We start from the raw sequence: 11,551 nt of genomic DNA on the forward strand, positions 1-11,551 counted from the left end.
ACGACCGGGGGTGGTCGTCCACGACGTGACCGGGGGTCTCAGTGCAACGCATCCTGGAGGACCTCCACGTCTTCGTGACGATGACCGAGGCGATCAACTCCGACCTCGACCTGGTGCGCGTCCTCCAGGCCGTCACCGACGCCGGCACCCGGCTGTCGGCCGCCGACTGCGGCGCGTTCTTCCACCGCGCGGCCGACGGGGGTCCCTACGGCGCCCCCGTGCTTTCCGGCGACGGACCCGAGACCTTCGCGCACCTGCCGCCCGACGTCGTCGAGGAGGTCTTCGGGCCGGTGTTCGCCGGGCTCGGGAGCGTCCGGGTCGACGACGTCCGCACCGACGTCCGCCTGCAGCACGTGCCGAGCGAGCGGCTGGCCCTGCGCAGCTGCCTCGGCACGCCGGTCGTGGCCCGCTCCGGCGAGGTGATCGGGGCGCTGCTGTTCGGCCACCCGGAGCCCGGCCGCTTCGACGAGCGCAGCACCCACGTGGTGCGGCTGGTGGCGACCCAGGCCGCGGTCGCGATCGAGAACGCCCGGCTCTACGCCGCCGAGCAGCAGGCCCGGCTGCACGCCGAGCAGGCGGCCCAGCGGCTGGTGCTGCTCCAGGAGATCACGTCCCGGGTGGCCCGGTCCTCGACCCGCTCGGAGGTCGTCCGCGCGGTCATCGAGACCGTCGCGGGACCGCTGGCGACCGACCGGGTGGGGGTCTACCTGCGCGACGGCGAGCTGTTGAGCGCGGCCGAGCGGGTGACGATCGAGGCCGGCCGCCCGGTGCCCCAGCAGCCGCAGGTGCGGGTGCTCGACCTGGACGGCGACAACCCCGTGTCGCAGTGCGCGCGCTCCCAGCAGCCGCTGGTGCTGCGGTCGCACGCCCACCTGGTCGAGCTGCACCCGGCGTACGCCGACCGGGTCACCGGCGTCGAGGCCGCCGTCCTGCTGCCGCTGGTGGTGGGAGCCCGCACGCTCGGCGTCCTGGCGCTGGCCTGGTGCGAGGTCCGGGAGGTCGACGAGCTCGAGGTCGAGTGGCTCTCCAGCGCCTCCGAGCAGCTCGCCCTGGCCCTGCGCCAGGTGGAGCTGCTCGAGTCCGAGCGCGGCGCCCAGCAGGCCCTGCGCGCCAACGCCGCCCACGCCATCGCGGTGTCGCGGACGCTCCAGCGCTCGCTGCTGCCGCCCGCGCTGCCCGAGGTGCCCGACCTGCTGGTGGCCGTGCGCTACGTGCCGGGCAGCCAGGACGCCGAGGTCGGCGGGGACTGGTACGACGTGATCACCACCCCCGGCGGGTCCGTCGTCCTGGTGATCGGCGACGTCCAGGGCCACAGCATCAACGCCGCCGCGGTGATGGGGCAGCTGCGGGTGGCGCTGAACGCCTACCTGGTCGAGGGCCACGAGCCCGAGGCCGCGATGTCGCGGGTGAACCGGGTGATGGAGACGCTGCGCACCGAGGTGATCGCGACCTGCTGCCTGGTCAGCATCGACCCCGCCACCGGTCGCGCCGCGATCGTGCGCGCCGGCCACACGCTGCCCCTGCTCTGCCGCGCCGACGGCCGGGTGGAGGAGGTCGACGGCGACGCCGGCATCCCGCTCGGCGTGCTGCCCGAGTGGGAGTGGGCCTCGACCGAGCTCGACCTCCACGCCGGTGACCGGGTGCTGCTCTACACCGACGGTCTGGTCGAGGTGCCCGGTGTCGACGTGGGCGTCGGTGTCGAGGAGCTCGTGCGCGCCGTCGCCCGCACCGCCCCCGCGATGGCGCAGGGGGGCGGGGACCGCGCGGGCGCCGAGTCCCGGGGCCCGCGCCAGGCCACGCTCGAGGGCGCGGTCGACGCCGTGCTGGAGCAGATGGGCCCGCGCACCCGCGACGACGTCGCGGTGCTGGCCTGCGAGTACGCCGGCCCGGCCTGGGACGTGCGCCGCGCCGCCCTGGAGGTGCGCTCGCTGTCCCAGACGGCGGCCGCGCGCACGTTCGTGCGCCAGACCCTGCGCGGCTGGGGCCTGGCCCGCCTGGAGGACTCGGTCACGCTGCTGGTCACCGAGATGGTCACCAACGCCTTGGTCCACACCGACGGCGACGCCTCCCTGGAGCTGCGCCACCAGGACGGTGTCGTCCGCGTCCTGGTCACCGACTCCTTCTCCCGGGTGCCCCACCACCGCGCCCAGGACCCCGAGGCGACCGGTGGCCGCGGGCTGCTCGTGGTCGGCGCCCTGGCCCTGGAGTGGGGCGTGGAGCCGTCGGGCGAGGGCAAGACCGTGTGGGCCGACGTCAAGGCCTGAGGACGCCTCCCGTGCAGGTCAGCGACGGGTGGGGCAGGACACACAGCCCCGATTTCACCTCCGCCCAGGTGCCTGATAACGTTCCACTCGCTACACGCGCCAGTAGCTCAATTGGCAGAGCAGCTGACTCTTAATCAGCGGGTTCGGGGTTCAAGTCCCTGCTGGCGCACCACCCGGCTCGACACGACCAAGGCCAGGCCCCTCGGGGCCTGGCCTTCGTCGTTCCGCCAGCGTTTACCTGCCCCTCCTACGGTGGTGCTCACGCCAGGCGGAAGGGGTTTCTCCAGTGGGTGCTGCCGACGACCCGCGGGCCGGTCTGTCTGTCGCCGAGGCCCACCGGCTCGACCTGCTCGCCCTGGACCGGGAGGTCGAGCACGTCCGCCGCACCCTCGGCCCCAAGGCGGCCGAGCGCACCCGCCGCGTCCTCGGCCGGGCGCTGGAGGACCGGCGGCGCGAGCTCGTGCAGCGGCGGCTCGAGGAGGGGCAGCCGCCACGTTGAGCTGGGCGGCGCGAGGTGGGCCGGTCGGCGTACGGCTCGGGCGTGGTGTGGGGGCACGGGGTGGGGCGCTTCGTGAGGGAGCTTGCCCAGTGAGCGGCCTGCGCCGCGAGGGGGCCTGCGCCGTGAGGGGGTCTGCAAATGTCGCCGCTGGGGCCACAGGGGTTCGGCCTCAGCGGGAGGCGGGTCACATTGGCATCGTTCCCCCGTGGGGATGTGGCTGGTGTTGCTGCAGTGCGCCACACCCGACCCTCTCGCTACATTTGCAGCGCGCCTCACCGCCAGCCCCCACCGCCAGCCCCACCGGCACCCCCCACCCCGACCCCCGCCCTACCGCGAGGCGAGCACCGCCTGGGCGGCGTTGTGGCCGCCCAGCCCGCTGACCGCGCCGCCGCGCCGGGCGCCGGAGCCGCAGAGCAGCACCGGGGCGAGATCGGTGGCCACGCCCCACTGCTGGGCGGGGGTGTCGAGGGCGGTGCGGGGGGAGGCCCAGGGCCACTCCAGGTCACCGTGGAAGATGTGGCCGCCGGGCATGGCCAGGTCGTCCTCGACGTCCTGGGGCACCTTGGCCTCCAGGCACGGCCGGCCGTCGGGGCCGAGCAGGACGCAGTCCATCAGCGGCTCGGCGAGGTGCTCGTCGACGGCGGCGACCGCCCGGCGCACGGCCTCGTCGCGGGCGGCGGCCCGGTCGCCCTCGAAGAGCTCCGCGGGCATGTCGAGCCCGAAGTAGGTGAGCGTGTGCACGCCCTGGCCCGCCAGGTCGCCCAGGATCGAGGGGTCGGTCAGGGAGTGGCAGTAGAACTCACCCGGGGGCGAGGTCGGGATCGACCCGGCCGCGGCCTCGGCGTGGGAGCGGGTGAGCGCGGAGTACTCCTCGGCCACGTGGAAGGTCCCGGCGAAGGCCTCGACCGGGTCGTGGCCGCTGCGCAGGCGGGGGAGCCGGGAGAGCAGGAAGTTGATCTTCAGCTGCGAGCCGGAGGGCTTGGTGTCGCGCTCGGCCACCTCCCCGAGCAGGATCTTGAGCACCCAGGGCGCGACGTTGGACAGGACGTGGCGCCCGGTCACGGTGTGGATGCCGTCGCCGTCGTGCCAGGTGACCTCGGCCGCGTCCGAGCTCGCCCGGATCGCGCTGACGCCGGCGCCGGTGAGCACCTCGGCGCCGCGGGCGGTGGCGGTGCGCAGCAGGGCGGTGGTCACCGAGCCCATGCCGCCCACGGGCACCTTCCACTCCCCGGTCCCGTTGCCGATCAGGTGGTAGAGGAAGCACCGGTTCTGCACCAGCGAGGGGTCGTGCAGGTCGGCGAAGGTGCCGATCAGCGCGTCGGTGGCCACGACGCCCCGCACCAGGTCGTCGGCGAAGCGCTCCTCCACGACCTCGCCGAGCGGGCGCTCGACGACGGCCCGCCAGGTGGCCGCGTCCACCCGCGAGCGCAGGTCGCCCTCGCGCTCCAGCGGCGACATCAGGGTCGGGGCCACCTCACGGGCCAGGCCGGCCACGTCGTCGTAGAACGTGCGCCAGGCGGCGTACTCCTCCTCGCCGCCCGTGAGCTCCCGGAACGAGCGCTGCGTCGCCTCGCCCTCCTCGTGCTCGACGAGCAGGCCGGTGGGGCGCCCGTCGCGCACCGTGGGGGAGTACGACGCCGTGCGCCGCGACCGCAGCTCCAGCGGCAGGTCGAGGTCGCGGGCGAGCTGCTCGGGCATCAGCGAGACCAGGTAGGAGTAGCGCGAGAGCCGCGCCCCCAGCCCGGGGAACGCCTCGGTGCTGATCGCCGCGCCACCGGTGTGGCCGAGCCGCTCGAGCAGCAGGACCGAGAGGCCCGCTCCGGCGAGGTAGGCGGCGGCGGTGAGGCCGTTGTGACCCCCACCGACGATGACGACGTCGTACGACGAACGGGAGGCACGCATGCGCGCACGCTATCCGCTCCGGCACGCCGGACCGGCGGAATATTGAACGTTCAACCATCGTTCAGGGCACACTGGAGTACGACCCCACCCTGGAGGTGCCCGATGCCCGCTGTGACCGTCGACGACCTGACCCTGCTGGACCGCCTGGCCACGCCCGGCCTGGGCGACACCGTGCGTCCGGTGAAGCAGCTGATCGAGTCCCCGCGGGGCTACGAGGGCGAGGGCTTCCCGGTGCGCCGCGCCTTCGCCGGGGTCGACCTGCGCGACCTCGACCCCTTCGTCCACATGGACCAGATGGGGGAGGTGGAGTACGCCCCGGGTGAGCCCAAGGGCACCTCCTGGCACCCCCACCGCGGCTTCGAGACCGTCACCTACATCATGGACGGCGTCTTCGACCACCGCGACAGCCACGGCGGCGGCGGCTCGATCACCAACGGCGACACGCAGTGGATGACCGCCGGCTCGGGCCTGCTCCACATCGAGACACCGCCGGAGTGGCTGGTCCAGAGCGGCGGCCTGTTCCACGGCATCCAGCTCTGGGTGAACCTCCCGCGCAACGCAAAGTGGAACGCCCCGGCGTACCAGGACATCCGCTCGGGCCAGGTCGGCCTGGCCACCTCCGCCGACGCCGGCGCGCTGGTCCGGGTCATCGCCGGGTCGGTCGGGAAGGCGCAGGGCCCGGGCACGACGTACACCCCGATGACGATGGTGCACGCCACCGTCGAGCCGGGTGCCCGCCTGGACCTGCCCTGGGACCCGGAGTACAACGCGCTGGTCTACGTCCTCTCCGGCGCCGGCACCGTCGGCGACGCCCGCACCCCCGTCCGCGCGGGCAACCTGGCCGTGCTGGGCGCCGGCGACTTCGTCACGGCCTCGGCCGCCGCCTCCCAGGACAGCCGTACGCCGGCCCTGGACCTGATCGTCCTCGGCGGCCGCCCCATCCGCGAGCCGGTCGCCTGGGCCGGGCCGTTCGTGATGAACACCAAGGCCGAGGTGATGGCCGCCTTCGAGGACTTCCAGAAGGGCCGCCTGGGCACGATCCCGACCGAGCCGTTGAACGTGCACGGCGCGCCGACCGACCCCAGCCGCCCGGTGACCGCCCGGGAGGACTAGTCAGCCGCGCGGATCCCGTCGTCCGGCCGGCCCTCGAGGCTTGGGCGCTCGCCCCGCGGCGTGCTCGGGATCACCGCACGCCCCACCCCTGAGGGTGGGGCCGCTCGCTAAAATCAGGGTGTTGCCCCTCGAGGCCCGGGCGCCTCGTGCCCGCCTCGAGGAGCCGGTCCCGACCCGGGCCGACGGATCCGGGTCCTGACCTCTCCCTTCCCCCAGCGCGGGCCGCGACGTGCCCCAGAGGAGTGCTCAGCCGTGCAGAAGCGTCACATCGTCCCGCTCGTCCTGCTCGCCTTCCTGATCGTGGTCGGCGGCATCCTGCTGCTGATCGGCACGCAGAAGTCGCCCGACACCGGCATCGACACCAGCCGCCCCAACGGCGCCGGCCCGGTGCGCAGCCTCACTCGCTGACCCGTTCGACATGCAGCTCGCGCGTTCGCGGTCTCCGGTGAGCGCCGTTGTGCGCGCCGAACGCGTGAGCTGCATGTCGCTCGGGCCGCGCCTCTCGAACGGGGAGGGACGGCAGAAACCCCCGGCCTGCCTCTCGTGAGGCTGACCGGGGGTTTCACTTGGGGTGAGTAACGGGACTTGAACCCGCGACATCCGCCACCACAAGGCGGCGCTCTACCAGCTGAGCTATACCCACCAAGCGAGGAAGAGCATAGCGGTCCCTCAGCGATGCTCCGAATCGGGTCGGAGTCCGGTCAGTGCGCCCTGGTGGAGGTCGGCGACGCGCTTGGCCGTGGCGGAGTCCGGGCCGGGGCCGGGGACGAAGACGGCCTCGCGGTAGTAGCGCAGCTCCTCGATGCTCTCCTGGATGTCGGCCAGCGCCCGGTGGTTGCCGCCCTTGGCCGGCGCGTTGTAGTAGGCGCGGGGGAACCAGCGGCGGGCGAGCTCCTTGATCGAGGAGACGTCGACGATCCGGTAGTGCAGGAAGCCCTCGAGGTCGGGCATGTCGCGGGAGAGGAAGGCCCGGTCGGTGGCCACGGTGTTGCCGGCGAGCGGGGGCCGGTTGCCCTCCCCGCACTGCTCGCGCACGTAGGCCAGCACCTGCGCCTCCGCCTCGGCCAGCGTCACGCCGCCGTCGAGCTCCTCGAGCAGGCCGGAGCTGACGTGCATGTCGTGCACGAACGGCACCATCTGCTCGAGCGCCTCGGCCGGGGGCTTGACGATGACGTCGACGCCGTCGCCCAGGACGTTGAGGTCGAAGTCGGTGACGAGCGCGGCGACCTCGATGAGGGCGTCGGCCCGCAGGTCGAGCCCGGTCATCTCGCAGTCGATCCAGACGAGTCTTTCGTTCACGATCGGTCAGCCTACCCACGGGCGTCGTTCAGGAAGTGATCAGACGCTCCCCCTAGGCTCGTGACCATGCTGCGCTGGGTCGGTCTGCTCGCCCGGCTCGTGGTCGGGGGAGTCTGGCTGTGGGCCGGTCTGCTGAAGATCTCCGACCCCGAGGCGAGCATCACCGCCGTCCGCGGCTACCAGCTGCTGCCGGCGTCGGCCGCCGAGGTGGTCGGCCGCGCGCTGCCCACCGTCGAGGTCGCCCTGGGGGCCGTGCTGCTGCTCGGCCTGTTCCACCGGTTCTCCGGCGCCCTCTCGGCGCTGCTCCAGCTGGCCTTCATCGCCGGGATCGCCTCGGTGTGGGCCCGGGGGATCGCGATCAACTGCGGCTGCTTCGGTGACGGCGGGCCCAACCCCGACGCCTTCGGCCAGTACCCCTGGGAGATCGCCCGCGACACCGGCCTCCTGGCCGCGTCGCTCCTGCTGGTGTTCCTGCGCCGCACCGCGTGGTCGCTGGACTCGCTCCTCGCGGGCGACGCCCACCCCACCCCCCAGTCCGAGGAGGACCGTCGTGTCGAAGAAGTCGCGTGAGACCGGACGCACCGAGCGCGCTGCCGCCGTGCGCCGGGCGCAGGCCAGCCGCGAGCGCAACCGCAAGGTCGGCGTCATCGCCGCCGTGGTGGTGCTGCTGGCCGTGATCGTCGGGGCCGGGGTGTTCTTCTCCAACCGCGGCGGCGACGGCACGGCGGGCGCCGCCACCGGCCCCCTCCCGGCCGCCAGCGCCAGCGGCCAGGCGCTGGTCGTGGGGGCCAACGCGAAGGCAAAGCTCAAGGTCGTCGTCTACGAGGACTTCCTGTGCCCCTACTGCCGCGAGTTCGAGTCCTCCTCGCGCTCGGCGCTGCACGAGGCGGCCCGCAAGGGCACGGTGCAGGTCGAGTACCGCCCGTTCCACCTGCTCCAGGACGACTACTCCTCCCAGGCGCTCGCCGCCTGGTCGGCCGTCCTCCAGCAGGGCACGGCCAAGCAGGCCCTGGCCCTGCACGACCTGCTCTACGAGAACCAGCCCTACGAGCAGGACCCGAGCAAGCCGGGGCCGACGCAGTTCGTCGCCTGGGCCAAGACGGCCGGCGTCACCAGCTCCTCGGTGCTCGACGCCGTCCGGAAGGCCTCGGACCAGACCTTCGTCGACGCCGCGGACGCCTCGGCCAAGAAGGCCGGCGTGACCGGCACGCCGACGATCTTCGTCAACGGCAAGCAGCTCGGCGGGACCTCGGTGTCGGACGAGGTCAGCGCTCTGGAGAAGATGATCTCCCAGGCGTGAGCACGACCCGTGGAGGAGGAGCTGTGGCCCGACGCAGCAAGCCCCGACCCCAGGGCCCCGACGGCTCGGCGTACTCCGACGGCCGGACGCGGCTGCTGCTCGGCGGCGGCGTCCTCGTCGCCGTCTGCGCGGTGATCGCCGGGCTGGTGATCTTCTCCAGCGGCGGCCAGACCGTCGTGCCGTCACCGAGGGCGACGGTGACCGCCCAGGCGACCTCGCTGGTCGTGGGGCGTGCCGGGGCGCCGGCCACGGTGCTCGTGCGCGAGGACCTCACCAGCCCGACCAGCCGGGCCTTCGACGTCGCCTCGCGCGACTACCTGGAGATCATGGCCGCGCAGGGCCGCGTCCGGGTCGTCTACCAGCCCGTCCACGGCACCTCCGCGCCCACCGGCTACGCCGCGACCGCGCTGGGGGCGTGGGCGCAGGTCCTGAGGTCGGCCACGCCGGAGCAGGCCCTGGGGTTCCAGCGACTGCTCCTGGACGCCCAGCCCGCCGCGGGCGGCACGCCCCCCGGCACGATCGACCTGGCCCGGCGGGCCGGCGTGAGCGACGCCGGGGTGCTGTCGTCGCTGTCGACGCCGCCGCCGGCCGCCCTGGTCGCGGCCGGGGCCCGCTCGCCGCAGGTGCTGCTGGACGGCAGGCCGGTGACCGGTGGATCTCCGGTCGAGGTCGCCGACACCCTCCAGAGGGCCCTCCTGCGCCAGCGCGGGTGAGGGCCGCCCGGGGTGCGTACGCGGCCCGGGAGAGCCCTGCGAGCATGAACCCATGCCGAGCCCGACCGTTCCCTCGCTGACCGACTTCATCGCCCGCCTGCCGAAGGCCGAGCTGCACGTGCACCACGTGGGGTCCGCCTCACCGCGGATCGTCAGCGAGCTGGCCGAGCGCCACCCCGGGACGGTCCCGAGCGACCCCGACCAGCTGCGCGACTTCTTCGCCTTCCGCGACTTCGCGCACTTCATCGAGGTCTACCTCGCCGTCGTCGACCTGATCCGCACCCCGGAGGACCTGCGGCTGCTGACCTACGAGGTCGCCCGCGAGATGGCCCAGGGTCAGCAGGTGCGGTACGCCGAGCTCACCTGCACCCCGCACACCTCCGTGCTGGCCGGCATCCCGATCGAGGCCTACACCGAGGCCATCGAGGACGCCCGGGTGGCCGCCGAGCGCGACTTCGGGCTCGTGCTGCGCTGGATCTACGACATCCCCGGCGAGCTCGGGGTGCCGGGCGCCGACGCGACGCTGGGCTACGTGATCGACCACGCCCCCGACGCCCTCATCGCGCTGGGCCTGGGCGGCCCCGAGATCGGCGTACCGCGCCCGCAGTTCAAGCCGCACTTCGACGCCGCCCGGGCCGCCGGGCTGCTGAGCATCCCGCACGCCGGGGAGACCACCGGGCCCGAGACGGTCTGGGACGCCCTGCGCGACCTCGGCGCGGTCCGGATCGGGCACGGCACGTCCGCGGCCCAGGACCCCGAGCTCCTGGCCCACCTGGCGGAGCACCGGATCCCGCTCGAGGTGTGCCCCTCCTCCAACGTCGCCACCCGGGCGGTCGCCTCGCTCGCGGAGCACCCGCTGCGCACCTTCGTCGAGGCCGGCGTGGTGGTCACGATCAACAGCGACGACCCGCCGATGTTCGGCACCACCCTGAACCGCGAGTACGAGGTCGCCGCCGACCTGCTCGACCTGGACGCCGCCGGTGTCGCCGACCTGGCCCGGACGGCGGTCGAGGTGTCCTACGCCCCCGACGAGGTCAAGGCGCGCGTGCTGGCCGAGATCGACGGGGTGCTGCCGCAGGGGTAGCGCCGACCCCCGTGCGGGGGCCGGCGTCCGCCGCCACGGGGCGGCGTGCGGGGGCCTCCCGTGGCTCAGCGCACCGCGGTCCGGGTGCTGCCGCGGCCCGCCTCGAGGGCCCGGGTCGCGGCGGACACGGCCGTCACCGTCCAGGTCCCGGTGCTGGGGAACCGGTAGCGCAGGTTCCAGGAGCCGCTGCGGTCGGTGCGGGCCGTCCCGATGCGCCGGCTGCTGCCGGAGCCCTTGACGGCGCTCACGGTCACCAGCTGGTTGGCCCTGGCCGGTGCGATCGAGCCGTGCAGGCGGTAGGTGCGCGTCCCCACGCGGGTCGCCGCGGCCGTGACCCGGCTGGCCACCGACACGATCCCGGCGTCGCCGGGCTGACCGCCGACGGTCCGCGCCCGGTACGACGCGCTGCTGGTGGGCGTGGAGGCGGGCACCCGGAAGGAGCCCGTCGAGGAGGCCGTCACCGTCGCCAGGGTGCGGAACGGGCCACCGGGCAGCGCCCGCTCGACCGCGACGCGGGAGCCGGGCTTCGCCAGGCCGGTGAAGCCCAGGCGCTGCCCGTAGACCAGCTGGCCGCTGGAGGGCTGGAGCGCCGGTGCGGCGCCGAGGACCAGCTGCGGCTGCGTGGTGGCCCGGGGGCCGGGACCGGCCAGGTTGGCGGCGGCGACGCCGAACGTGTAGCGCCCGGTGCCGAGTCCGGTGAAGGTCTCGGTGCGCGTGCCGGCCGGCACGGAGTCACCGCTGCCGAACTGGCCGCCCGACCACGAGGTCTCGAAGGTGGACAGGGCGGAGTCGCCGTGGCTGACGGGGTCGTCCCACGTCAGCGTGACCCGACCGACCCCGGTCTGCGTCGCGACCAGGTGCTGCGGGACACCCGGCTCCTGCCCCGTGACCGTGAGCGTGGCCGGGTCGGTGTCGATCGACTCGCTGCTGGTGGTGAGGCGGGCGAGGTACTGCGCGCCGTTCAGGGCCTTGGTGGGCGCCGGTACGACGAGCGTGCTCGAGGTGGCCCCGTCGACGTCGAAGAAGTCGGGGTCGCCCGGGGTCTTCACCATCCACTGGACGTCCGGCGCGGGGTCACCGTGCGCCTCGACGGTGAAGGTCGCGTCCGTGCCCGCCGCGGTCGTGGTGCTGCTGGGTCCCGCGGTGACGGAGATGGGGGTGTCGAGGACGAGGGCCGAGACCCGGGCCGGGTGCACGGTGGCGGCGTCGGCCGGCGCCGGGGTCGTGCCGGCGCACACCAGGCCGACCGCGAGCGCGGCGGCCGCGAGGGAGCCGCGGTGCAGGCCGCGGCGCCCGGCGGGCACGCGCAGCGGGGCGGACGGGGGCGGCAGGATGCGGCGCGCGGAGGCGTCAGGGGTCACGTCGACCAGCTCTCGA

General features: G+C 74.2%; 11 protein-coding genes and 2 tRNA genes. 9 read left to right on the forward strand and 4 right to left on the reverse strand.

All coding sequences use genetic code 11. From position 1 onward, the window contains the following. The first annotated feature begins 41 nt into the window (after positions 1-41). The 3 genes from ACYVDA_RS07855 to ACYVDA_RS07865 all read left to right on the forward strand — a co-directional run bounded on the left by ACYVDA_RS07855 (position 42) and on the right by ACYVDA_RS07865 (position 2,763). Complete coding sequence (locus tag ACYVDA_RS07855; RefSeq protein ID WP_460816879.1) at positions 42-2,264, forward strand: SpoIIE family protein phosphatase; 2,223 nt, start codon at positions 42-44, stop codon at positions 2,262-2,264. Positions 2,265-2,360: 96 nt separating this feature from the next. Beyond that, a tRNA-Lys gene (locus ACYVDA_RS07860) sits at positions 2,361-2,436 on the forward strand. A gap of 114 nt (positions 2,437-2,550) precedes the next feature. Beyond that, a complete protein-coding gene (locus tag ACYVDA_RS07865; protein WP_460816881.1) occupies positions 2,551-2,763 on the forward strand; it encodes a hypothetical protein in 213 nt (70 codons plus the stop codon). A 327-nt stretch (positions 2,764-3,090) separates the two neighbouring features. On the opposite strand, the gene ACYVDA_RS07870 is transcribed toward ACYVDA_RS07865, so the two are convergent. Beyond that, a complete protein-coding gene (locus ACYVDA_RS07870; RefSeq protein WP_460816883.1) occupies positions 3,091-4,665 on the reverse strand; it encodes a phytoene desaturase family protein in 1,575 nt (524 codons plus the stop codon). 102 nt (positions 4,666-4,767) lie between these two features. Between ACYVDA_RS07870 and ACYVDA_RS07875 the strand changes: the two genes are divergently transcribed. Next, positions 4,768-5,778, forward strand: a complete 1,011-nt coding sequence (locus ACYVDA_RS07875) for a pirin family protein (protein ID WP_460816885.1) — start codon at positions 4,768-4,770, stop codon at positions 5,776-5,778. 252 nt (positions 5,779-6,030) lie between these two features. Continuing rightward, positions 6,031-6,186 (forward strand): hypothetical protein, encoded by a 156-nt coding sequence (locus ACYVDA_RS07880; RefSeq protein ID WP_460816887.1) that lies wholly within the window; start codon positions 6,031-6,033, stop codon positions 6,184-6,186. A 159-nt stretch (positions 6,187-6,345) separates the two neighbouring features. Here the strand turns inward: ACYVDA_RS07880 and ACYVDA_RS07885 are convergent. Together ACYVDA_RS07885 and orn are read right to left on the reverse strand one after the other, a co-directional pair. Continuing rightward, positions 6,346-6,421, reverse strand: a tRNA-His gene (locus ACYVDA_RS07885). 26 nt (positions 6,422-6,447) lie between these two features. Then, positions 6,448-7,077, reverse strand: a complete 630-nt coding sequence (orn, locus tag ACYVDA_RS07890; protein WP_460816890.1) for an oligoribonuclease — start codon at positions 7,075-7,077, stop codon at positions 6,448-6,450. Positions 7,078-7,143: 66 nt separating this feature from the next. Between orn and ACYVDA_RS07895 the strand changes: the two genes are divergently transcribed. Genes ACYVDA_RS07895 through ACYVDA_RS07910 form a run of 4 tightly spaced genes read left to right on the forward strand, consistent with a single transcriptional unit; the run spans position 7,144 to position 10,174 of the window. Further along, entirely contained in the window at positions 7,144-7,647 is a 504-nt protein-coding gene (locus ACYVDA_RS07895; RefSeq protein WP_460816893.1) for a MauE/DoxX family redox-associated membrane protein, read from the forward strand. Then, on the forward strand, positions 7,628-8,377 hold the full coding sequence (locus ACYVDA_RS07900; protein ID WP_460816897.1) for a DsbA family protein: 750 nt from the start codon (positions 7,628-7,630) through the stop codon (positions 8,375-8,377). Before ACYVDA_RS07895 ends, ACYVDA_RS07900 begins: the two co-directional genes overlap by 20 nt. Before the next feature lie 23 nt (positions 8,378-8,400). Next, positions 8,401-9,090 (forward strand): hypothetical protein, encoded by a 690-nt coding sequence (locus ACYVDA_RS07905; RefSeq protein ID WP_460816899.1) that lies wholly within the window; start codon positions 8,401-8,403, stop codon positions 9,088-9,090. A gap of 52 nt (positions 9,091-9,142) precedes the next feature. Next, positions 9,143-10,174 carry an adenosine deaminase gene (locus tag ACYVDA_RS07910; RefSeq protein WP_460816902.1) on the forward strand — a complete coding sequence of 344 codons (1,032 nt, stop codon included), beginning with the start codon at positions 9,143-9,145 and terminating at the stop codon, positions 10,172-10,174. 65 nt (positions 10,175-10,239) lie between these two features. On the opposite strand, the gene ACYVDA_RS07915 is transcribed toward ACYVDA_RS07910, so the two are convergent. Further along, positions 10,240-11,535 carry a fibronectin type III domain-containing protein gene (locus ACYVDA_RS07915; RefSeq protein WP_460816904.1) on the reverse strand — a complete coding sequence of 432 codons (1,296 nt, stop codon included), beginning with the start codon at positions 11,533-11,535 and terminating at the stop codon, positions 10,240-10,242. Positions 11,536-11,551 lie beyond the last annotated feature (16 nt).

The organism is Nocardioides korecus, assembly GCF_054778395.1.

Bases quoted from the DNA above. Each gene is read 5' to 3' on its own strand.
- ACYVDA_RS07870 (WP_460816883.1), bottom strand. From the start codon at position 4,665: ATGCGTGCCTCCCGTTCGTCGTACGACGTCGTCATCGTCGGTGGGGGT.
- ACYVDA_RS07895 (WP_460816893.1), top strand. From the start codon at position 7,144: ATGCTGCGCTGGGTCGGTCTGCTCGCCCGGCTCGTGGTCGGGGGAGTC.
- ACYVDA_RS07910 (WP_460816902.1), top strand. From the start codon at position 9,143: ATGCCGAGCCCGACCGTTCCCTCGCTGACCGACTTCATCGCCCGCCTG.
- ACYVDA_RS07875 (WP_460816885.1), top strand. From the start codon at position 4,768: ATGCCCGCTGTGACCGTCGACGACCTGACCCTGCTGGACCGCCTGGCC.